19 protein-coding genes and 1 pseudogene are annotated in these 21,378 nt (G+C 67.1%); 10 read left to right on the top strand and 10 right to left on the bottom strand.

Features of this window, described 5'->3' with window-relative positions:
- Positions 1 to 39 precede the first annotated feature (39 nt).
- From QZ546_RS15805 to QZ546_RS15790, 4 genes and pseudogenes are all read right to left on the bottom strand, one after another.
- Positions 40 to 701 (bottom strand): annotated as a pseudogene (locus tag QZ546_RS15805) (glutathione S-transferase).
- A complete protein-coding gene (locus QZ546_RS15800; RefSeq protein WP_294239643.1) occupies positions 701 to 1,336 on the bottom strand; it encodes a CoA transferase subunit B in 636 nt (211 codons plus the stop codon). Before QZ546_RS15800 ends, QZ546_RS15805 begins: the two are co-directional and overlap by 1 nt.
- Before the next feature lie 2 nt (positions 1,337 to 1,338).
- Positions 1,339 to 2,205 (bottom strand): HAD family acid phosphatase, encoded by an 867-nt coding sequence (locus tag QZ546_RS15795; protein ID WP_294239640.1) that lies wholly within the window; start codon positions 2,203 to 2,205, stop codon positions 1,339 to 1,341.
- Positions 2,206 to 2,385: 180 nt separating this feature from the next.
- Entirely contained in the window at positions 2,386 to 3,087 is a 702-nt protein-coding gene (locus QZ546_RS15790) for a CoA transferase subunit A (protein ID WP_294239636.1), read from the bottom strand.
- 123 nt (positions 3,088 to 3,210) lie between these two features.
- Here QZ546_RS15790 and QZ546_RS15785 point away from each other — a divergent pair, with 123 nt between their 5' ends.
- Complete coding sequence (locus QZ546_RS15785) at positions 3,211 to 4,860, top strand: thiamine pyrophosphate-binding protein (protein ID WP_294239635.1); 1,650 nt, start codon at positions 3,211 to 3,213, stop codon at positions 4,858 to 4,860.
- A 283-nt stretch (positions 4,861 to 5,143) separates the two neighbouring features.
- Here the strand turns inward: QZ546_RS15785 and QZ546_RS15780 are convergent, their stop codons facing one another.
- Complete coding sequence (locus tag QZ546_RS15780) at positions 5,144 to 5,326, bottom strand: CsbD family protein (protein WP_294239632.1); 183 nt, start codon at positions 5,324 to 5,326, stop codon at positions 5,144 to 5,146.
- 90 nt (positions 5,327 to 5,416) lie between these two features.
- Entirely contained in the window at positions 5,417 to 6,427 is a 1,011-nt protein-coding gene (gene thiS / locus QZ546_RS15775; protein WP_294239630.1) for a sulfur carrier protein ThiS, read from the bottom strand.
- 113 nt (positions 6,428 to 6,540) lie between these two features.
- Here thiS and aroQ point away from each other — a divergent pair, with 113 nt between their 5' ends.
- The 9 genes from aroQ (at position 6,541) to QZ546_RS15730 (ending at position 13,253) form a co-directional block, all read left to right on the top strand.
- On the top strand, positions 6,541 to 6,975 hold the full coding sequence (aroQ, locus tag QZ546_RS15770; protein WP_294239628.1) for a type II 3-dehydroquinate dehydratase: 435 nt from the start codon (positions 6,541 to 6,543) through the stop codon (positions 6,973 to 6,975).
- A gap of 14 nt (positions 6,976 to 6,989) precedes the next feature.
- Positions 6,990 to 7,478: an acetyl-CoA carboxylase biotin carboxyl carrier protein gene (gene accB, locus QZ546_RS15765; protein WP_294239625.1), complete on the top strand. Its 489-nt coding sequence runs from the start codon at positions 6,990 to 6,992 to the stop codon at positions 7,476 to 7,478.
- Between the two features lie 6 nt (positions 7,479 to 7,484).
- Entirely contained in the window at positions 7,485 to 8,837 is a 1,353-nt protein-coding gene (accC, locus tag QZ546_RS15760) for an acetyl-CoA carboxylase biotin carboxylase subunit (protein WP_294239621.1), read from the top strand.
- 202 nt (positions 8,838 to 9,039) lie between these two features.
- Positions 9,040 to 9,375, top strand: a complete 336-nt coding sequence (gene arsC / locus QZ546_RS15755; RefSeq protein WP_294239703.1) for an arsenate reductase (glutaredoxin) — start codon at positions 9,040 to 9,042, stop codon at positions 9,373 to 9,375.
- Between the two features lie 160 nt (positions 9,376 to 9,535).
- Complete coding sequence (locus tag QZ546_RS15750) at positions 9,536 to 9,874, top strand: P-II family nitrogen regulator (protein WP_294239618.1); 339 nt, start codon at positions 9,536 to 9,538, stop codon at positions 9,872 to 9,874.
- 109 nt (positions 9,875 to 9,983) lie between these two features.
- Entirely contained in the window at positions 9,984 to 11,396 is a 1,413-nt protein-coding gene (gene glnA / locus QZ546_RS15745; RefSeq protein WP_294239617.1) for a type I glutamate--ammonia ligase, read from the top strand.
- A 574-nt stretch (positions 11,397 to 11,970) separates the two neighbouring features.
- The gene (locus tag QZ546_RS15740; protein WP_294239615.1) at positions 11,971 to 12,300 is read left to right on the top strand and encodes a hypothetical protein; all 330 of its coding nucleotides are present in this window, start codon (positions 11,971 to 11,973) and stop codon (positions 12,298 to 12,300) included.
- A gap of 48 nt (positions 12,301 to 12,348) precedes the next feature.
- A complete protein-coding gene (locus tag QZ546_RS15735) occupies positions 12,349 to 12,615 on the top strand; it encodes an energy transducer TonB (RefSeq protein ID WP_367113539.1) in 267 nt (88 codons plus the stop codon).
- Between the two features lie 191 nt (positions 12,616 to 12,806).
- Positions 12,807 to 13,253: a hypothetical protein gene (locus QZ546_RS15730; protein ID WP_294239611.1), complete on the top strand. Its 447-nt coding sequence runs from the start codon at positions 12,807 to 12,809 to the stop codon at positions 13,251 to 13,253.
- A gap of 135 nt (positions 13,254 to 13,388) precedes the next feature.
- On the opposite strand, the gene QZ546_RS15725 is transcribed toward QZ546_RS15730, so the two are convergent.
- From QZ546_RS15725 to QZ546_RS15710, 4 genes are all read right to left on the bottom strand, one after another.
- Positions 13,389 to 14,006, bottom strand: a complete 618-nt coding sequence (locus QZ546_RS15725) for a peptidylprolyl isomerase (RefSeq protein ID WP_294239609.1) — start codon at positions 14,004 to 14,006, stop codon at positions 13,389 to 13,391.
- Positions 14,007 to 14,164: 158 nt separating this feature from the next.
- The gene (locus QZ546_RS15720; protein ID WP_294239607.1) at positions 14,165 to 15,139 is read right to left on the bottom strand and encodes a quinone oxidoreductase; all 975 of its coding nucleotides are present in this window, start codon (positions 15,137 to 15,139) and stop codon (positions 14,165 to 14,167) included.
- Positions 15,140 to 15,180: 41 nt separating this feature from the next.
- Positions 15,181 to 19,329, bottom strand: coding sequence for a translocation/assembly module TamB domain-containing protein (locus tag QZ546_RS15715; RefSeq protein WP_294239604.1), 4,149 nt, complete (start codon positions 19,327 to 19,329; stop codon positions 15,181 to 15,183).
- On the bottom strand, positions 19,326 to 21,332 hold the full coding sequence (locus tag QZ546_RS15710; RefSeq protein ID WP_294239601.1) for an autotransporter assembly complex family protein: 2,007 nt from the start codon (positions 21,330 to 21,332) through the stop codon (positions 19,326 to 19,328). The genes QZ546_RS15715 and QZ546_RS15710 overlap by 4 nt, the downstream gene beginning before the upstream one ends.
- Positions 21,333 to 21,378 lie beyond the last annotated feature (46 nt).

Genomic DNA, 21,378 nt, shown 5'->3' with positions numbered 1-21,378 from the left:
CCGTTCCGCCTGAGCGAAGTCGAAGGCCACGCCCAACCCTCACTCCTGGGCGCGATAATCCGCCGTCACACCACCGCATTCGGCCAGATCGATCTCATGATCCGGATCACGCCACGTCTCGGCCAGTGCCTGGGCTTCCCACTCGCGCACGGCCGGATGCGCCAGGATCGTCTCGACCCAGCCCGCCCCTGCGGCGTCGAGTTCGGTCCCATAGGTCCGCACCCGGAACGCGACCGGCGCGTAAAAGGCATCGACCGCCGAGAAACGCTGCCCCGCCAGCCATGGCCCGCCGAAACGCGACAGTCCGTCCGCCCATAGCTCCGTCAACCGCGCGACGTCGCGATCCAACTGGGCCGAAGGCGGCTTCGCGTCCACGCGCACCCCGACATTCATCGTCCGCTCGGCCCGTAGCGCACCGAAGCCGCCATGCATCTCGGCCACCGCGCACATCGCCCAGGCCCGCGCCGCCTCGTCCTCGGGCCAGACCCCTGGATGCCGCTCGGCGAGATGGAGAGCAATGCCCAGCGAATCCCACACGGTCCGCTCGCCATCGATCAGCACCGCCCCTGCCCCGTCGGCGAGAAGGCGCGAAACGGCTCGATCCGGTCGACAAAGCCGATCCCCAGCGCCTTCATCAGCAGCCAGGGTCGCAGCGACCAGCTGGAATAATTCCGGTTCGCGGTGATGAGGGTATAGGCCATCAGCGCTCGAACTTCGCCGTCGTCTTGGCCGCGATCTCATCGGCGGTGACACCCGGCGCGCATTCGATCAGGCGGAAGGCGCTGTCGTGATCGGGCCGCTGGAACACCGCCAGGTCGGTGACGATCATGTCGACGACGTTGCGGCCGGTCAGCGGCAGCGTGCATTCGGGGATGAACTTCGGGCTACCGTCCTTGGCGTTGTGTTCCATCACGACGATGATCTTCTTGACGCCGGCGACCAGGTCCATCGCGCCGCCCATGCCCTTGATCATCTTGCCGGGGATCATCCAGTTGGCGATGTCGCCGCCCTCCGACACCTCCATTGCGCCCAGCACGGTCAAGTCGATATGCCCGCCCCGGATCATCGCAAAGCTGTCGGCGGACGAGAAATAGACTGAGTGCGGCAGCTCGCTGATCGTCTGCTTGCCCGCATTGATCAGGTCGGGGTCGACCTCGTCATCATAGGGGAACGGCCCGATGCCCAGCATCCCGTTTTCGGATTGCAGCGTGACCTCAACCCCTTGCGGGATATGGTTCGCGACCAGTGTCGGGATGCCGATGCCGAGATTGACGTAGAAACCGTCCTTCAGCTCCTTGGCCGCACGGGCGGCCATTTCGTCGCGGGTCCAGGCCATCGTTACTCTCCTGTCGGATGCCACCGCCGGTCGGCGGGGAAAATGTCGTCGGGGGTGCCCTTCAGCGCCTTGCCATAGACGGGGTTCGGGAAGACGAACCAGCCACGCCCCCACAGCGCCGCGACACGCGGGCCGTCGGTGCGTGCGCGGCGTTGCGCCACGGTGGCAGGGTCGTTGAACAACTCACTGAAATCGCCGAGTTGATCGCCGCCCATGGCGATCACGCAATAGCGGTCGGCGATGCGCCAACGCCGCGCGTCCTTGTTGTCGCCCGTATTGGTGTCGGTGCGCACGAACAGCGTGTCGCCATGCACGGCCGGGCCCAGCCCCGCCGCCTCGATCGCGCGCGCCGCACCGGCCGCATCGTCGCGATTGGTGTTGAAGATCACGGTGACGCCCATCGTCCGCAGATCGGCGAGCGCCGCCGCTGCGCCGGGGGTCGGCAGGACGGCATGGCCGTCGCTCTGTTCCCAGGCACGCCAACGCTCGGGAAAGGCGCGGTCGGCGCGGCCGGTCAGGTCGTCCTGTTCAAAGCCCAGGTTCAGGAGCACGGTTTCGTCGACATCGAACACCGCCGCCGGGCGCTTGCCGGTGCAGGTGACGAAACGCGGGTTTTCCAGGGTGGCGTCCTCCTCCAGCACCACGCTGTCGCGCGGCGGGTTGCGGACCTTGTCGGCGGCGTAGGTCACGAGCGCGTTCCAGGCTTGACGTGAGATCGCGTCGGCCTCGGCGGAGCCGTAGAGATATTGCATCCCTGCGAGCTTGGGATTCGCGGCGGATGGTGGCGGGGCGGCGGGGCTGTTGTTGCCGACTGCGACGACGCAGCCGGATAGGGAAAGGGCGGCGGCGAGGGTTAGGGCCAGCCTCAAGCCGCAGAGCCCTCCCCCGGCCCCTCCCGCCTGCGGGAGGGGAGAGGTTCCTAGGCTTTTGTTCGGGATCAATCGCGCGCGTCTCATAGTCATGCCCTCCGCCAAGAACGCTCCCCCTCCCGCAGGCGGGAGGGGGTCGGGGGGAGGGACCGCGCTCTCCGCACCCCTCCCCTCAAAAAATCAAACCCGCTCGCGAACCGTGCGGAACTCGATCTTCTTCTCGTACGGCGCGCCGACGATCATCCGCTTCACGTAAATCCCGGGCAGATGGATCTGGTCGGGATCGAGCGAACCCACCGGCACCACCTCTTCCACCTCGGCGACGCAGATGCGCCCGGCCGTCGCCATGGGCTGGTTGAAGTTGCGCGCGGTCTTCCGGAAGATCAGGTTCCCGGCCTCGTCGGCCTTCCACCCCTTGATGATCGACAGGTCGGCGCGGATGCCGCGTTCGAGGATATAGTCCTCTCCGTCGAAGCTCTTCACTTCCTTGCCCTCGGCCACCTTCGTGCCGACGCCGGTCTTGGTGTAGAAGCCCGGAATCCCCGCGCCCCCCGCCCGGCAGCGCTCGGCCAGCGTGCCCTGCGGACAGAACTCGACCTCCAGCTCACCGCTCAGATATTGCCGCTCGAACTCCTTGTTCTCGCCGACATAGGACGAGATCATCTTCTTGACCTGATGCGAACGGAGCAGTTTGCCCAGCCCAACCCCGTCGATCCCGGCATTGTTGCTGGCGATGGTCAGGTCCTTGACCCCTGACGCCTCGATCGCGTCGATCAGCCGCTCGGGGATCCCGCACAGGCCGAAGCCCCCTGCGCAGATCGTCATGCCGTCATGGAGCAGGCCTTCGAGCGCGGCGGTGGCGTCGGAATAGAGCTTCTGCATGGGCGTCCTCGCTATGATGGCCGAAGCGTTAGGCGGAGGCACGGAGCCGGGTCAACCCAAGCTTTGCGCTTTGCGCGGGCCAGCGTTTGCGCTTTGCAAACGAGCAGGGCTAGGCTCGGCCGCATGACCACGAAAACCGGCGGACGCCTGCTTGTCGACGCGCTTCTCGAACAGGGGTGCGACCGTATCTTCACCGTGCCGGGCGAGAGTTTCCTGGCGGTGCTCGATGCGCTGCACGACACCCCCGCCATCGACCTGGTGACGTGTCGGCAGGAAGGCGGCGTGACCTTCATGGCCTGTGCCGACGGTACGCTGACCGGGCGGCCGGGCGTGGCCTTCGTCACGCGCGGGCCGGGCGCGACCAATGCGGCGATCGGCGTGCATGTCGCGCAACAGGATTCCCAGCCGATGATTCTGTTCATCGGCGATGTCGACCGGGGCACGCGCGACCGCGAAGCGTTCCAGGAAGTCGATTTCCAGGCGATGTTCGCCCCGCTCGCCAAATGGGCGGCGCGAATCGACGATGCGGCGCGGATCCCGGAATATATCGCCCGCGCCTATGCCACGGCGATGAGCGGGCGGCCGGGGCCGGTGGTCCTTGCCCTGCCCGAGGATATGCTCTGCGACATGGTGGACGGCACGCCCCGCCCTCGCATCGCGCGCCCGTCGCAGGATGTGCGGATCGAAGACGTCATGGCCGTGCAGGACCTGGTCGCCAAGGCCGAGCGCCCGGTCGCGATCATCGGCGGCGCGCATTGGACCGCCGATGCGGTGATCCTGGCGCAGCAATGGGGCGAGGCGGCAGGCATTCCCTTGGTCGCGGCGTTTCGGCGGCAGGATGCGGTGTCGGCGACCTGCCCGGCCTATGCGGGCAATCTGGGCTATGGCCCCAATCCCGCGCTGGTCGCCCGCGTGAAGCAGGCCGATCTTCTGATCGTGCTGGGCGCGCGTCTGGGTGAGGCGACGACGGATGGCTATAGCCTCATCAGCCCGGACCATCCGGGCCAGACGCTGATCCATGTCCATCCCGACCCGGAGGAATTGCACAGCACCTATCGCACCGATCTGGCCCTGTGCTGCGACGTGGACCGGGCGTTGGGAATGCTGGAACTGCTGGCGACGCAGGCCGCCACGCCCCACCCGTCCGGCGCGGAGGCCCATGCCGACTATCTCGCCTGGTCCAATCCGACGCCGCGCGACGGCGTGACGTTCGACCTGGGCCAGTGCGTCGCGGCGATGCGGGAGGCCCTGCCCGCCGACTCGATCCTGTGCAACGGTGCGGGCAATTATTCGGGTTGGTGGCATCGCTACTGGCACTACGAACCGGGGTGCCAACTTGCCCCGACCTGTGGCGCCATGGGCTACGGCGTGCCCGCCGCCACTGCCGCCGCGCTGCGCCATCCGGACCGCATGGTGGTGGCACTGGCGGGCGACGGCTGCTTCCTGATGAACGGGCAGGAACTGGCGGCCGCCGTGCAGCATGGCGCGCAGATGCTGGTGATCGTCGTCGACAATGGCGGATATGGCACCATCCGGATGCACCAGGAGCGCGAATATCCCGGCCGGGTGGCGGCGACCGCGCTGGCCAATCCGGACTTCGCGGCGTTGGCGAAAGCCTATGGCTGCTGGAGCGAGACAGTGATTCGGACCGAAGACTTCGCCCCCGCACTGTCCCGCGCGATGGCACAAGAGGGCGTGCGGCTACTGCACCTGAAGACGGATATCGAGGTCATCACCCCCGCCACGACATTGTCGCGAATCGCCGGACGTTAGACTCGTTCTCGCGAAAGGGATCGCCATATATCCGGGCTTGCGCCGTGGACCGACCCCCGGGCGAAGGCCGAGTGGAAAGCCAGTAAAACGCAGGGTTAACCGTGGCTACCCAACCAACTTCCAAGGATATGGCCAGCAAATATCCACGCAAGACAACCAAAGTAACGCTATCATAAAAACGATTGCATTACATTTTACAGACAAACAAAAGAAAACCGCCCCAGCGTAAACCGGGGCGGCAAGTTCGTTGCTGATTGCTTTAGTCAGAAAACGAATAGCAGGTTCAGATGTTGTCGCCAAGAGCGCCCTTCACCGAACCCTTCATCTGCTGACCCTTGCCTTCGACCTGCTGGGCTTCGCCCTCGGCCGTCAGCTTGTCGTCATGGTTGTGTTCGCCAATGGCTTCCTTGGCCTTGCCAACCAGTTCGTTGACGTTGCCCTTGATCTTGTCGACGAGTTCACCCATGGGAACCTCCATTTACTGGGGATCTTGCGATCCCGTTGAACACTCGGAAGTAGAACACGTCGTTAGGCGGCAAGTTCCCTGAAATTAATGTCAGATCAGCCCGGCAAGCGGGCTCGACGGATCGGCATAGCGCCGCATTCCCATGCGGCCCGCGCGGTACGCCATGCGCCCCGCCTCGACCCCCGCCTTCATCGCCCGCGCCATCAGCACCGGGTCCTTGGCCTCGGCGATCGCGGTGTTCATCAGCACGCCGTCGCAGCCCAGTTCCATGGCCACCGCCGCCTCGGAGGCGGTGCCGACGCCCGCATCGACCAGCACGGGCACCTTCGCGCCCTCGACGATCAGGCGGATCGTCACCTTGTTCTGGATGCCCAGCCCCGATCCGATCGGCGCGCCCAGCGGCATGATCGCGACCGCGCCGACATCCTCCAGCCGCTTGGCCGCGATGGGATCGTCGACGCAGTAAACCATCGGCTTGAAGCCTTCCTTGGCCAGGATCTCGGTCGCGCGCAGCGTCTCGTACATGTCGGGATAGAGCGTCTTCGCTTCGCCCAGCACTTCCAGCTTGACCAGGTCCCAGCCGCCCGCCTCGCGCGCCAAGCGGAGCGTGCGGATCGCGTCCTCGGCGGTAAAGCAGCCCGCCGTGTTGGGCAGATAGGTGATCTTCTTCGGGTCGATATAATCGGTCAGCATCGGCGCATTGCGATCCGATACGTTGACCCGGCGCACCGCGACCGTGACGATCTCCGCCCCCGACGCCTCGACCGCCGCCGCATTCTGCGCGAAGTCCTTATACTTGCCGGTGCCGACGATCAGGCGCGAGCGGAAGCGCTGCCCCGCGACTTCCCACGAATCATCGTCCAAGACCGGCGCGACATGATCGCCGCCGCCGACGAAATGGACGATCTCGATCTCGTCGCCATCTTCGACCTCGACCTGCGCCAGGGTCGAGCGCGGCACGACCTCCAGATTGCGCTCCACCGCCACCTTTTCGGGCACCAGCCCCAGCTGGCTCGCCAGATCGGCCAGCGACAGGCCCGCCGCCACCCGCTTATGCTCGCCATTCACGGTGATCGTCACGGTTCCATCGGTATGGGGCATATGTGTCACTTACCATGCAAGTCGCTGCCCGCTCGACGTGGGATAGGGCATGCGGTTAAGGAAGGCCCTCGATCTAGGCCCGGCCATCCCGAGCCGCAACCATGGGAGTGCCGATGCCCGCGACCGTTTATGTCCTCAACGGGCCGAACCTGAACCTGCTCGGCCTGCGCGAGCCGCATATCTATGGCCATGACACGCTGGACGATATTGCGGGGCTGCTGGAGGACAGGGCGCGCGAACTCGATCTCGAAATCGACATGCGCCAATCCAACCATGAAGGCCATCTGATCGACTGGCTGCACGAGGCCCAGGCTTATGAAGCGAAAGCCGTGCTGCTCAATGCCGGGGGCTTTACCCATACCTCGATCGCGATCCATGACGCGATCAAGTCGGTGAAGACCCCGGTGATCGAGGTTCACCTATCCAACCCTCATGCACGGGAGCCATTCCGGCATGAGAGCTTCATCGGGCGTGCCGCAAAAGGCACAATCGCGGGTTTTGGCGCGCAATCCTATCTGCTCGCGCTTGAAGCCGCGGCCCGGTTCTGACAGGAGCGCGTCCCATGACCGAAAAGACTGAACAAGCGATGAAGGTCGATGTCGACCTCGTCCGTCAGCTCGCCGAGCTGCTCGACGCCACCGCCCTGACCGAGATCGAGGTCGAGCATGGCGACCGCAAGATCCGCGTCGCGCGCAAGGCCGCGGCCGTCGCCCAGATGGGCTATGCGCCGGCGCCCGCGCCCGTCGCTGCCCCGGCGGCCGCCGCGCCTGTCGCTGCCGCTCCGGCAGAGGTCGGTGCGTCCGCCCCGGCCGTGTCGGCCAATGCGGTGAAGTCGCCGATGGTCGGCACCGTCTATCTGTCGGCCGAGCCGGGCGCCAAGCCCTTCGCCGCCGTCGGCCAGAAGGTGGCGGCGGGTGACACGCTGCTGATCGTCGAAGCCATGAAGGTGATGAACCCGATCACCGCGACCGCCGCTGGCACCGTCACCGCCGTCCTGGTCGAGAACGGCCAGCCGGTCGAGTTCGACCAGCCCCTGGTCGTCGTCGAGTAAGCCGCCTTGGCGCAGATCAAGAAACTCCTGATCGCCAATCGCGGTGAGATTGCGCTTCGCATCCACCGCGCCTGTCACGAAATGGGGATCGAGACCGTCGCCGTGCACTCCACGGCCGACGCCGATGCCATGCATGTGCGCCTGGCCGACCAGGCGGTGTGCATCGGCCCGCCCGCGGCGACGGACAGCTATCTCAACATCCCCAACATCATCTCGGCGGCCGAGATTTCGGGCGCGGACGCGATCCACCCCGGTTACGGCTTCCTGTCGGAGAACGCCAAGTTCGCCGAGATCGTCGAGGCGCACGGCCTGATCTTCGTGGGCCCCAAGCCCGAGCATATCCGGGTGATGGGCGACAAGGTGGAGGCCAAGCGCACCGCCGGCGCGCTCGGCCTGCCGCTGGTCCCCGGTTCGGACGGCGCGATCTCGGATCTGGAGACGGCCAAGGCCCTCGCGGCCGAGATCGGCTATCCGGTCATCATCAAGGCGGCCAGCGGCGGCGGCGGTCGCGGCATGAAGGTCGTACCCTCCGAAGACCAGCTCGAAACGCTGATGCAGCAGGCAGGCACCGAGGCGAAGGCCGCGTTCGGCGACGCCACCGTCTATATGGAAAAATATCTGGGCAACCCCCGGCATATCGAATTCCAGGTGTTCGGCGACGGCAATGGCAATGCGATCCATCTGGGCGAGCGCGACTGCTCGCTCCAGCGCCGCCACCAGAAGGTGCTGGAGGAAGCCCCCTCGCCGATCATCTCGGCCGAGGAGCGTGCGCGCATGGGCGGCGTGGTCGCCAAGGCGATGGCCGATATGGGCTATCGCGGTGCGGGCACGATCGAGTTCCTGTGGGAAAATGGCGAGTTCTATTTCATCGAAATGAACACCCGCCTGCAGGTCGAGCATCCGGTCACCGAGATGATCACCGGCCTGGACCTGGTGCGTGAGCAGATTCGCGTCGCCGAGGGCCATCCGCTGACCCTGCGCCAGGAAGACGTGCAGTTCCGCGGCCATGCCATCGAGTGCCGCATCAACGCGGAAGACCCGCGCACCTTCGCCCCCTCGCCAGGCACGGTGAAGATGTATCACGCGCCGGGCGGGATGCATGTCCGCGTCGATAGCGGGCTGTACCAGGGCTATAAGGTGCCGCCTTATTACGACAGCATGATCGCCAAGCTGATCGTGTACGGCACCACCCGCGACGGCGCGCTGCGCCGCCTGCGCCGCGCGCTCAACGAGTTCGTGATCGAGGGGATGAAGACCACCATCCCGCTGCACCAGTCGCTGCTCGACGATCCCGAATTTCAGAAGGGCGACTATACGATCAAGTGGCTGGAGGAGTGGCTGGCCAAGCAGGGCGCCTGAGCCAGCCTGCCACATCGAACGTGACGAAGGGGACAGGGATCGCACAGGCGATTCCTGTCCCCTTTTCGTGAAAATGGCGGCCCGGCGATCACGTCACGTCGGAGCGACGCGGCAAGCGCCCAAGCGGGATCGGCCGTGGGCTCATTCCGCACATGACCCGCTTGGCTTTCGCGGCGGCCGGGCGCATAGATCGTTCATGGCCATTCGGGCGACCATCTATCACAATCCGCGTTGCGGCACTTCCCGCCAGACGCTGGCCCTGTTGAACGAAGCGGGGGTCGACGTCACGATCGTCGAATATCTCAAGACCCCGCCGACCGCCGAGGAGCTTCGCCGCCTCTATGCGAAGGCCGGGCTTCACCCGCGCGACGGGCTGCGCAAGACCGAGACCGGGGCGGCGCCGCTGCTGGACGCGGATGACGCGACCGTCCTCGCCGCCATGATCGCGGACCCGATCCTGATCCAGCGACCGCTGGTCGAGACGGACAAGGGCGTCGTCCTCGCCCGCCCCTCGGAAACCGTTCGGGCCATCCTGTGATCGCTGCCCATAAATTGAGCATCACACGGCTCCATGCCCGCTTTTCGGGCGCAATTCTGACCGATTTCTTAGTCTCGCAAGAGGGAAACGCAGTTGGCACGATCCCTGCTACGCAGGCGATCGGGCGAGGGTTTGAACAACATCGGGGGCAGTCAGGCTCGTGAAAAAGATTGAGGCGATCATCAAGCCCTTCAAGCTGGATGAGGTGAAGGAAGCGCTGCACGAGATCGGCGTGTCCGGCATCACCGTCACCGAGGCGAAGGGTTTCGGCCGCCAGAAGGGCCATACCGAACTGTATCGCGGCGCCGAATATGTCGTCGACTTCCTGCCGAAGGTGAAGCTGGAAGTGGTGGTCGAGGACGGCCTGGCCGAACGCGTGGTGGAGGCGATCGCCGCCGCCGCGCAGACCGGCCGGATCGGCGACGGCAAGATCTTCGTGATCCCGGTCGAGACCGCCATGCGCATCCGCACCGGCGAGCGCGACGACGCGGCGATCTGACGCACCCGACATCCCATCGTCACCGGACCGACACGCGGCCCGATTAAAACCTTTTCACCGGCTCCGGCCTTCCGCCGGATGACGGCCTTAAGCAGAGAGAGAACGGCACATGGCGAATACGGCCAGCGACATCCTGAAGAAGATCAAGGACGAGGAGATCGAATGGATCGACCTGCGTTTCACCGATCCCAAGGGCAAGTGGCAGCACCTGACCATGGTCGCCTCGATCCTGGGCGAGGATGAGTTCACCGACGGCCTGATGTTCGACGGTTCGTCGATCGAGGGCTGGAAGGCGATCAACGAATCGGACATGGTCCTGAAGCCGGACCTCGACGCCGTGTACACCGATCCCTTCTCGGCGACCCCGATGCTGATCGTGTTCTGCGACATCGTCGAGCCGTCGACCGGCGAGCTTTATGCCCGCGATCCGCGCTCGACCGCCAAGCGCGCCGAAGCGTTCGTGAAGACCACCGGCATCGGCGACACCGTCTATGTCGGCCCGGAAGCCGAATTCTTCATGTTCGACGACGTGCAGTTCGACACGACCTATTCGTCGTCCTACTTCAAGATCGACGATATCGAGCTGCCGACCAACACCGGCCGCGAATATGAGGGCGGCAACCTGGGCCACCGTCCGCGCGCCAAGGGCGGTTACTTCCCCGTCGCGCCGGTCGACTCGGCCGTCGACATCCGCGGCGAGATGGTCACGACCATGCTCGAAATGGGCCTGCCCTGCGACAAGCACCACCACGAAGTCGCCGCCGCGCAGCACGAGCTGGGCCTGACCTTCGGCACGCTGACCCAGACCGCCGACCGCATGCAGATCTACAAGTATGTCGTGCATCAGGTCGCCCATGCCTATGGCAAGACCGCGACCTTCATGCCCAAGCCGATCAAGGAAGATAACGGCTCGGGCATGCACACCCACTTCTCGATCTGGGAAGGCAAGAACCCGCTGTTCGCCGGCAATGGCTATGCGGGTCTGTCGGAAATGTGCCTGTACTTCATCGGCGGCATCATCAAGCACGCCAAGGCGATCAACGCCTTCACCAACCCGACCACCAACAGCTACAAGCGCCTGGTGCCGGGTTACGAAGCGCCGGTTCTGCTCGCCTATTCGGCGCGCAACCGCTCGGCTTCGTGCCGCATCCCGTACGGCACCGGTCCGAAGTCGAAGCGCGTCGAAGTGCGCTTCCCCGACGCCCTGGCCAACCCGTACCTTGCCTATGCCGCGCTCCTGATGGCGGGTCTGGACGGTATCCAGAACAAGATCCATCCGGGCGAAGCGATGGACAAGAACCTGTACGACCTGCCGCCCGCCGAGCTGGCCCAGGTTCCCACGGTCGCCGGTTCGCTCCGCGAAGCGCTCGACTCGCTGGCCGCCGACCACGACTTCCTGCTGAAGGGCGACGTGTTCACCAAGGACCAGATCGAAAGCTATATCGAGCTGAAGATGAGCGAAGTGATGCGCTGGGAAATGACCCCCAGCCCGGTCGAATACGACATGTATTACAGCGGCTGATCCAGCCCCTGCACGATGTCACTACGGGGAAAGGGGCCGCAAGGCCCCTTTCTTTTTGGCGTTTATATACCTTGCAAACGAGCCAAGTCGGAGATGCCAGAATGATTGACGGCGTTTGCTGTTTCTGCGGCGAACCTGTCGCCGAGGTTGGGTTAGACCCATGCACCCTCGCCATTTTTACTAAAGGCGAGGGCAATCAGTCGTGGCCCTGTCATGCGGCGTGTTATCGTGAGCGGCTCGGCGTCCACTTGCCTTATGGACAAGAGCTATTTGAGAGCGGCGATCACTGACGCGCTACGCGTGTTTGCAAACTACATAATCGCCTTCTTTTTGGGAAGGCCACCGCCACCGGCATCGCTCTAATATCCCAACCCGCTCAGCCCCCGCTTGACGCCACCAAAGCCGCGCGGGATCGTCATCATCGGTGAGTAGAGGAGCGATGATGTCCGTCTTTCTGACCGCACTGGCCGCGTTCCAACCGGCCCCCACCGCCCTGGAAACCGTAGGCCCGTGGCAAGTGGCGTCGACAGCGGATGGTTGCGTTGCGCTATGATCCTTCCAGGGCGACGAGGGCGTGCAGATCGGCTTCGAATCGAGCCTCAGCAGCCCTCTGCCATTGCTGCTCCTTCGCGGGCCCAGCACCCAGCTCCCGGCGGGCATTGGAGAGATGGCCGTATCGCTCAACGATGCGGCGCCCGTCACGATCCACTATGGCGCCTTTGCCGCGCAGGATCCGCACTATCGGCTGCTGAAACTGTTTCCCGACAAGGGGGCCTTGGAGGCCTTGGCCGCGGCGACCAGCATCCGGCTGGAGGGCAGCACGATGCCGCCACTCCACGTCACGGCCATCGGTACCGTCCTGACAAAAATGGACGCGTGCATGTCGACCAAATTGACGGCGTAGGGCGTTTCCCCTGCCCCTTATTTCCAGCGCAAGCTCGCCAAGACGAGCATACAACTCCTGCTGGCGTTCGATGATCGGCACTATCCGGAGGAAGCCCGTCGGGCGGGCGTTTCGGGGCGGGTGATCCTGTTGCTGAAGACCGACCCAGGCGGCGCGATTACGGATTGCAAGGCCGTCGCCCCTGCGGACGAGCGGCTGAACGCCGGAAGCTGCGCGATCGCCGAGAAGGCCCGATTGATCCCGCCGACCGATACGGATGGGCGCCCCATGGCCAGCTACGCCTTCCAGCCCATTCGCTGGCAGCGTCCGCAGTAAGGGATGATGGTCGGCTGCGGCCATGGGCATAGGACCGTCATCCGGTTCGCCGACCAGGTCCTCACCGTCACCGGAGAACCGGCGGTTTGGCGGGACGATCCTGGTCCCGGCGGGTCGCCGTCCCCTTCGCCCGTTGCCCGACGGGGCGCTTTATCTTACGCCGGACACGGGATCAGGGGAGGAATAAAGGCATGAGGATCATCATTCGCTCAGGGATTGCGGTCGCGGGACTTCTGGTGTCGACCGGCGCCATTCCTGCGCAGCCCGAGAAGGTCTCAGCCGACTTCTGTGCGCGGCTGGCGGCGGATAGCGGGATCGACAAGCCCGCCTCACCCGACGGGCGCACGAAATGGACCGCCAGCGCGATGAACTTCGGCCAGCGCGTTCTGTTGGGCGGCTCGGCCGCGACGGGCGTCGGGGTAAAGCCGATCGAGCCGGCGACCGTGGCCGAATATAAGCGGCTCGACGACATGTGCACGGTGAAGGGCAAGGGCGCGATATGCCGGCTGGTCGGTCCGGTGACCTTCAAGTTCAACTGGAAAGGCCGCGAGATCCTGATCCCGATGGCGGCGGGCGAGCGCGCCACGGTCGAGGTCATCGGGTACAAGACCAGTTGCCGGACCGAAGCCGCGCAGTAAGCCTGTCGGGTCGCGCGCGGCTCGGTGACGTGGATCAGGCTGGGGTCGAGCACATCCTCGGCATAGGCGTAATCCAGCCCTTCTGTTCCGCGCGACTGGCCTCGCCCCTGCGCCGCATGACCGGCCGCGCGGTGCTCAGGGCGTCACCGTCACCCGCTTGGCCGACAGGATCTTGACCGGCGCGGCGAGCATCTCGCCCTTGAACGGGCCCTTGGCTGGGTCGGCGGGCTGATCGAGGATTTTGCGGATCACGTCCATCCCCTCGACCACATGGCCAAAGGCGGCATAGCCCAGATTGTCGCCGGGCTTGGAGGGATCGGCATCGAGCGAGGGCTGGTCGCCGACCATGATTGTGAAGTCGCCGCGCGCCGAACCCGGCGCCAGCCGCGCGATCGAGATGGTGCCGTTCAGATGCTTGATACCGGTCTTGGTCGTCGGCTCATGCGCGATCGGCGGCAGGATGCGCTTGGGTTCGTTCTGGATGCCGAACTGGACGAAGCCGAAATCGGGCGCGACGCGGACCGAGCGATAGAAGGTCACACCGTCCAGCCGGTGCTGGTCGACATAGCGCAGGAAATTGGCCGTGGTGATCGGCGCATGGGTGCGGTCGAGATCAAGGACGACGGGGCCAAGGTTGGTCTGCATCGCGACGCGGACCATCACCGGCTTCTGGGCCTCCGCCGTAGCGGGCGCGGGCGGACTCGCAGGGGCCGTCTGGGCGATAAGCAGGGCGAGCGGCAGGAGCGCGATCATCTTGGTCTCCGGGTGCGGGATTGGCGGTCAGATTAGCGGGGTTTTGGGGCGGGGTGTATCCCTTGGGCTTCGACTTCGCTCAGCCTGAACGGCATCTGGGATAACCGCCCAACACCACCCGTTCAGCCTGAACGAAGTCGAAGGCCACGCCCCGGACCTCACGGAATAAGGACCGTACTTCCCACCGTCTCCCCTGCCTCGATCGCCCGGTGCGCCTCCGCCGCATCCGTCAGCGCAAAGCTCTGGCCGATGTCCGGCGTGATCGCGCCCTTCTCCAGCATTGCGAAGACCCGCGCAATCAGGCTGCGCTTCTCCGCCGGCGTCACGGCATAATCGAACAGCGTCGGCCGGGTCACGAACAGTGAGCCCTTCCCCGCCAATATCCCCAGATTGACGCCGTCCACCGCGCCCGAGGCATTGCCGAAGCTGACCACCAGTCCGCGCCGCGCAGTGCTGTTCAGCGAGGCGTCCCAGGTCGCCTTGCCGACGCCGTCGAGCACGACCGGAACGCCCTTTCCGCCGGTGATCTCGCGCACACGCGCCGCGACATCCTCCTGCCGGTTGAGGATGACGTGATCGGCGCCTGCGGCCCGCGCCTTCTCCGCCTTCGCCTCGCTGCCGACGGTCGCAATCACCGTCGCGCCGATCGCCTTCAGCCAGCCGACCGCAAGATGCCCCACCCCGCCCGCCGCCGCATGGACCAGCACCGGCCAGCCGGCTTCAACCCTGGCGCAATCCTCGATCAGAAAGGCCGTCGTCGCCCCCTTGAGCAGGATCGCCGCCGCCGTCCGGTCGTCGACCCCGTCCGGCAGGGGCACGAGCAGGTCGGCCGCGACGTTGCGGGCGGTGGCATAGGCCCCGCGCGCCGGGCCGAACACGCCGACCCGGTCGCCGACCGCGAAGTCGGTGACGCCCTCGCCCACCGCCTCCACGACGCCCGCCGCCTCGGAGCCGAGCTTGCCCGGCAGGTCGATCGGATAGAGCCCGCTGCGATGATAGGTGTCGATATAGTTCAACCCGACCGCATGATGCCGCATCCGCACCTCGCCAGCACCGGGCGCGGGCAGCTCCTCGTCACGCCACTGGATGACCTCGGGGCCGCCGGTCCGGTCGATGAAGGCGGTCTTTTCCATGGGGCTCAACTCCTGTTCGCGGGTCCGGGCGGGCCAACGCCTCAATAGTCCTTGGATATCCGCACGTTCACATTCTGCCGCCCCAGCGTCGAGATGCTGGAGAGCAGCGACAGCCAGCGCGTCACCTGGAACTCCACCTGGGTCGCGGAATAACCCTGCCCGTCGGTGATGATCTCGGCATAGAAGCGCCGGGTGATGTATTTGCCCGCCGCGACCGAGGTGGCGCGCCCGATCTGAACATCGGCGGGCAGCACGCGCAACCGGTCCAGTCCCGCCGCGCGCCGCACCGCGTTGATCGGGTTCAGGCCATTGCCGCCGTCCTGAAGCGCGGCCACCGCGGCGGCCAGCTGCAACGCTTCCGGCGCGGACAGGCTGGCGATCGAGGTGCCGAAGAGGAGGCGCGACAACAGCTCGTCATTGGGCAGCGCCGGCGTGCTGGAAAAGCCGATCTCGGGCTTCAGCGCGGTGCCCGTCACGCGGATCGTCGCGCTCAGGCCCTGCACATTGGCGTTGGCGGCGATGTCGAGCGCGGGGTTGGCCGGAACCTCTCCGCCGAAACGGATGACCCCGCGCGCCAGATCGAACTCGCGGCCCGCAAATTCATAATCGCCGCGGATCAACGTCGCCTGGCCGGTGATCGCGGGGTTGTCGGGCGTACCCGCGATCTTCAGGTCGGCGGACCATTCGCTGTTCAGGCCGAGGCCCGAGACGATCAGGCCGTTCGGCGCGCGCGCCTTGACCGCCAGCGTCCAGGGCTTGCGGGGCATGTCATCCTCCTCGCCGCCGCCGGGGATGTTGATCTCGCGGATATTGAGTTGCGGCACGGCGGTCGCGGCCGAGGCGCGGCCCAGGCGATAGCGGCTGCGGTTGAGGACCACATCGCCCTCGATCGTGCCGCCTGCGCCGTCAGAGTGGAAACGCAGCGGCCCCGTGACCGTCGCGCCGATATCGTCGCGCGCGATCATCACCGCATTGCTGGCGTTCAGCGACAGGTCCAGGCCGACGCCGTGCGCGGCGGCGAAGTCGAACTGGCCCGTCCCGGCGACCCGGCCGTCCTTGCCCGCCTGGGCGGTCAGGCGGTCGATGACCAGCCGCGATCCGCCGAACCGGCCGCTGGCCTGCACATCGGTCAGGACGGTGCCGGTCACACCGCTTTCGATCCGCGCGCCGACCGCCTTCACCGCGCCGCGAATGACCGGCTGGCTCAGCGATCCGGTAACGTCGGCGCCGATCGCGACCGGACCCGACAGGTCGAACATCTCGACCCCGGTCAGGCGCCACAGCGTGTCGGCGGGCCCGGCGTAACGCAGTTGCGCGATCAGCCGTCCGGCCTGCATCCGGCTGGCCCAGTCCCCCGCGCCGCCCGGCACCAGCAGCGCCTGGGCGCGGCCGATGATCCGGCCGCCCGACGCCATGACCGCGCGCACGCCCAGCCGGTCGGCCGACAACAGGCCCGCGAGCCCCAGGTCGATGGGCCGCGAATTGAGGACCAGTCCCGCGCGCGTCAGCCCGCGAATGGTCAGGTCGGCCTTGCCCGTCGGCGCGCCCACGCCCTGGCGAATGGTGAGCGTGCCCGTCGCGGTGCCACCCAGGCCCAGCCCCGGATAGCCGATGTCGAGCACGGTCAGCGGCATCCGGGTCAGGCTGGCCTGCACCTCCGTCCCATCGGCGTCGAGCCGCCCGGCCAGCTTCGCCTCGCCGCCCGCGAAGCTCAACCGGGTCGGGGCCAGCACCCAGCCTTCGCCGTCGCGGGTCACGATGGCGGGCGACAGGAGTTGCAGCGGACGGCGGTCCAGCGTGCCCTGCCCCGTCATCGTGAACCGGCCGGGCGTGACCTGCGTCACCGTCTGGATCGAAAAGGCCCGGCCGCGCGATCCGGAGATGCCGACCCGCACCTCGCCGGTGCCGCCGCGCAACCGCGCGGTACCGTTCATCTGCGCGATGTTGAACGCGCCGTGCCGCAGCCCCTGGGCGTTGGCCGAAGCCTCGACCGAGGCACCAGCCGGGTCGAGCAGCGTGACCAGATCGAGCCGCCCCTGCCGCACGGTAATGCCGGAAAGCTGCGCCTGACGCGCGGCGAGATGGGCCTCGATCCGCTGTACCGTCCCCACGGGTCGGAACAGCAGCTCGCCCGACAGGCCGCCGCCCGCCACGTCCAGCCGCCCGGCAAAGCCGCCGGTCACGACGGTCAGCGCACCCGTCGCGCGCGTGCCCGCCACCAGTAGCGGCTGGATCTGGATCACCGCATCCTGCCCCTTGGGCAGCAGGATCGTCCCGCTCGCCTGGAACGGGCCCAGCCGCGATCCCCCGGCGGCGCGGAAGGCAAAGCCCTGGTCGCTGGGGTCCAGGTGCGCCTTCACGTCGCTAAGGCCCATCGCCGCATTGGGTAAGGCCAGGACCAGGTCCAGCGTCGGCCGGTCGATCCTTCCGTCCAGCACCATTTGCACCGGACCATAGCTTCGCTGCCGCCCGCCGCCGACAAAGCGGAAGGTGCCGTCATGCCGCCGGATCGCCTCGCCGGTCAGGCGGATATCGGGGCCGGTCAGTACCAGGCGATGGAAATGGAACACGCCATCGGGCGTTCGCTCCAGTTCGGTGGTCAGATGCGGCAGGCCACCCGCCAGCGACCGCAGGAACGCATTGTCCAGCCGCCGGACCTGCGCCTCGCCCTTGCCGATCACGCGCGTGCCATGACCATCGGTGCCCGGCACGGCGGTCAGCCGCGAGCGGACATCGACGATGCCGAGCCCCGGAATCAGGTAACGCTGAAGCGCGCCGTCCAGCCCGACATCATAATGGCCGTTGCGCAGGTCGATCCGCAGGTTCAGCTTGCCCGCCAGCTTGTCGGAGCGCAGCGCCAGCCCCTGCCCGATGATCTCGCGGGGCGTGATGCGCAGGTCGCCCGCGACCGACAGGCTGTGCAGGATGCCGCCCGCCGCCTCGCCCACGCCCGTCACGGCGGGCGCGGTCAAGCGGATCGGCAGGGTCAAGGGCCAGCCGCCGGTCAGCCGCCCCTTGCCGCTGGCATGGGCATCCTCGAAGCCGGTCCGGTCAAAGGCGAAACGGGTCGCAGCGAGCTTATAGTCGTAGCTCGCGCGGGCGAAGGCGCCGTCCAGCCGGGCGGTCAGCGCGATCGCCTGGCCGCTCATATTGGTGAACAGCGCATTCGGTCGCAGCAGACCGGCATCGACGCGCAGCCCCTCGAACGTGCTCGCGCCGAGATCGACCACACCCCGCGCACGCACGCGGAGCGCCGGGCTGCGCAGGACGAGGGCTCCGTTCAGCCGCCGATCGGCGAAATCGGCCTGCCCCGCCACGATCACGCGCGGCGCGGTCAGCCGCTGCAAACGGCCATGCAGGATCAGCGACGGCGCGACCTCGCCGGACAGGGCATAGCGTCCCGACCGCGCCGCGAGCGACAACTCGACCGCCCGCCGCGTCGCGATCAGCCCGCGTGCGCGGCCGTCCCAGCGCGACCAGCTCCCCGCCCCCGCCACGGTCAGCGAGACAGGCTCTTGCGCCCCGACCATGCGCGCCAGCACCCCGCCCGCCCGGCCCCGCGCCTGGACGTCCAGATCGAACCGGTCGCGATCGGGTTGGGCATCGAGGCGCAGGCGGAGCCTGTCGCTCCCGGCCACCACGCCGTCCATCGCGACCAGGGCGCGACCATCATGGATATCGGCCCGCCCCTCGACCCGGGCCACCCGCTTACGACCCAGGACGCGCGGGGCGAGGATCAGGCGGTCGAGCCGCAACCGGTCGATGCGGATATCGAAATCAGGCAGGATCGGGCCTTGCTTGCCCGTCCGCCGGGTGTGCGGCACATGATGGAGGGTCGCCAGCGGCGCCTCGACCCGGCGGATGTCCAGCGTGCCGCGCGTCCAGTTCCACGGCCGCCAGTCGAGCCGGGCCTGCGGCACCTGGACCAGCAGCCCGTCCAGGTCATAGACGCGCAGATCGACCAGCCGCATGTCCGAATAGAGCGACCCGTCGATGCGCCCGACCGAGAAGCGCAGGCCCGTGTCGGTGCGGATCGCCGCGATCCGGTCCGCGACCCAGCGATGCCCGATGGACGTATCGACGATGCCGAGTGCGGCGAACACCACCCCGACGAGCCCGACGAGCAGGAACGCGACGGCGCGGACCCAGCGGACGCGGGCGCGCGGCGGGGGTGCGGCCTCCTCGCTCAAAAGGCCTGCCCCAGCGAGACATAGACCGCGACCCGGCTATCCCCCTTTTGCGGGTTCAGCGGCGTGCCGACATCCAGGCGGATCGGTCCGAAATTGGAATAGTATCGCACGCCCAGCCCGGTGCCGAACCGCAGGTCGGTCAGACGCGGCAGCGGCGAGGTCGAGATATTGCCCGCATCCAGAAAGGGCACGACCCCGAAATGGCCGAAGGTCCGCACCCGCGCCTCGATCGAGAACTCGGCCAGACTTCGCCCGCCGATCGGATCGTTATTCGCATCGCGCGGCCCGATCGCCTGGAAACCATAGCCGCGCACCGACGCGCCGCCGCCCGCATAGAAGCGCCGCGACGGCGCGATCTGGTCGCGCGGCGCGCCCAGGATCGTGCCCAGCCGCGTCCGCGCCGCCAGCACCACCCGGTTGCCGAACGGATGGTAGACGCTCGCGTCGATCTGGGTCCGGGTATAGCCGAAGGCACTGCCCTGCAGCGACAATTCCGGGCTGATCCGCCCGCCCAGCCGGAACCCGCGCGTCGGGTTCAGCAGGTCGTCCGACCCGTCATAATTCAGGCTGGTCGGCAGGGCGCCGATGAAGAAGGTGCGACGACGCGGCTCGCCCGTCGATTCGATCACGTCGCGCTCGTCCGAGGTGAGCAGTTCGGCGCCCAGCGACCAGGTCCAGGTCTTCTGGAAGAAGATGTTGGTCTGGCGCTCCAGACTGCCGGAGAGCGACAGCGTCTTGGCTTCATAGGCGTCGCGCAGGATGTGGGCGGCGGAGAATTGCGCCGTCAGCACCCGGTCGCGCGCCTGGAAATTGTTGCGCCGGAACACGACCGCGCCCAGCTGTTCGCGAGTGCCCAGCACGCTGCGCAGGGTCAGCGCGCCTTCCGGCGGGAACAGGTTGCGGTCGGTCCAGTTGACCGTCGCGCTCGCCCCTTCCCCGGTGCCATAGCCCAGTTCGCCCGCGATGGTGTGCGGCGGCGCGGGTTCCAGCGCGACGGCGATATCGACCGTGTCGGGCGTATCGCCCTGCACCGGCTTCACATCCACCGAGGAGACGAGCCCGGTCTGCACCAGCGCGCGCCGCAGATCCTCCAGCCCGGCCGAGTCATAGGGCTGGCCGGGCTTGAACCGGGCGATGTCCTGGACATGTTTGGCGTCGAACAACCGGTCGTTGGCCATCACGATCCGGCCATAGCGGCGCGACGTACCGGGCGCGACGGACAGGTCCAGCGTCGCGGTGCGGGCGGCGCGGTCGACCACGATCTGCGGGTCGCCGACCTTGGCGAAGGCAAAGCCCTCCGTGCCCACCGCCGTCTTCAGCTTGGCCTCTGCCGCGACGATGGTGTCGGCATCGACCGGATCGCCCGGCTTGATCCCGAACGCCTTTTCCAGCGACGCCGCCTTGTCGCCCGCCGCCTGGACACCCTCCAGCGTCACCCCTGCAAAGCGATAGAGATTGCCGGGCGTCGCCTCCAGCACGACGGTCGGCTGTTCGCCCGGTTCGATCCGGGTAGCGACCTGCCCGTCGTAATAACCCGCCCCGCGCAGCAAATTGGTCAGCAGCGCCGCATCCTCGCGGGCGCGGCGATCGAGCTGCGCGGCGTTGGCAGGCTCGCCGTCATTGGCGTCGAGCGACGAGAGCTGTTCGAACCGCTGGCGCAACAGCGCGCCGGTGCCGTCGATCCCCTCGACCCGCCAGCGATAGCGCCGCTCCGCCGCCGCATCGACCGTCGCCGCCATGACCCCAGCCGGATCGCCGGGCGCGGTCGCTAGGTCAGGCCAGGCGACGCCGATCTCCGGCAGGGGCGCCAGCGGCGCGGAGGGGTCGAGCATCGTCGGGTCGTCGGCGTCCGGAACGGTCTTTGCCGGCGATGCCTGATCGGTGGACGATACGGCCGGGGCCGTCTGCGCGAGCGCATCGCCGGACCAGCCCGTGCCGCCCACTCCCCATGCGATGCATATGATGGCGACCGAGCGGCACGGCCGCCCGACGCGGACCATCATGCTGCAATCCCTAGCCGCGCGAAGGCGATAGCGACACCCCCCTGCA

The sequence above is a fragment of the uncultured Sphingomonas sp. genome (genome assembly GCF_913062585.1).
GTDB lineage: Bacteria > Pseudomonadota > Alphaproteobacteria > Sphingomonadales > Sphingomonadaceae > Sphingomonas.
The sequence above is the reverse complement of the archived record's forward strand: the minus strand, read 5'-3'. Positions and strand labels throughout refer to the sequence as shown.

What these genes read in the sequence shown, in the direction of transcription:
- QZ546_RS15730 (WP_294239611.1), top strand. Translation starts at nt 12,807, where the DNA reads ATGAGGATCATCATTCGCTCAGGGATTGCGGTCGCGGGACTTCTGGTG.
- QZ546_RS15785 (WP_294239635.1), top strand. Translation starts at nt 3,211, where the DNA reads ATGACCACGAAAACCGGCGGACGCCTGCTTGTCGACGCGCTTCTCGAA.
- QZ546_RS15800 (WP_294239643.1), bottom strand. Translation starts at nt 1,336, where the DNA reads ATGGCCTGGACCCGCGACGAAATGGCCGCCCGTGCGGCCAAGGAGCTG.
- aroQ (WP_294239628.1), top strand. Translation starts at nt 6,541, where the DNA reads ATGCCCGCGACCGTTTATGTCCTCAACGGGCCGAACCTGAACCTGCTC.
- accB (WP_294239625.1), top strand. Translation starts at nt 6,990, where the DNA reads ATGACCGAAAAGACTGAACAAGCGATGAAGGTCGATGTCGACCTCGTC.
- QZ546_RS15780 (WP_294239632.1), bottom strand. Translation starts at nt 5,326, where the DNA reads ATGGGTGAACTCGTCGACAAGATCAAGGGCAACGTCAACGAACTGGTT.
- thiS (WP_294239630.1), bottom strand. Translation starts at nt 6,427, where the DNA reads ATGCCCCATACCGATGGAACCGTGACGATCACCGTGAATGGCGAGCAT.
- QZ546_RS15720 (WP_294239607.1), bottom strand. Translation starts at nt 15,139, where the DNA reads ATGGAAAAGACCGCCTTCATCGACCGGACCGGCGGCCCCGAGGTCATC.
- QZ546_RS15790 (WP_294239636.1), bottom strand. Translation starts at nt 3,087, where the DNA reads ATGCAGAAGCTCTATTCCGACGCCACCGCCGCGCTCGAAGGCCTGCTC.
- QZ546_RS15710 (WP_294239601.1), bottom strand. Translation starts at nt 21,332, where the DNA reads ATGATGGTCCGCGTCGGGCGGCCGTGCCGCTCGGTCGCCATCATATGC.
- QZ546_RS15725 (WP_294239609.1), bottom strand. Translation starts at nt 14,006, where the DNA reads ATGATCGCGCTCCTGCCGCTCGCCCTGCTTATCGCCCAGACGGCCCCT.
- glnA (WP_294239617.1), top strand. Translation starts at nt 9,984, where the DNA reads ATGGCGAATACGGCCAGCGACATCCTGAAGAAGATCAAGGACGAGGAG.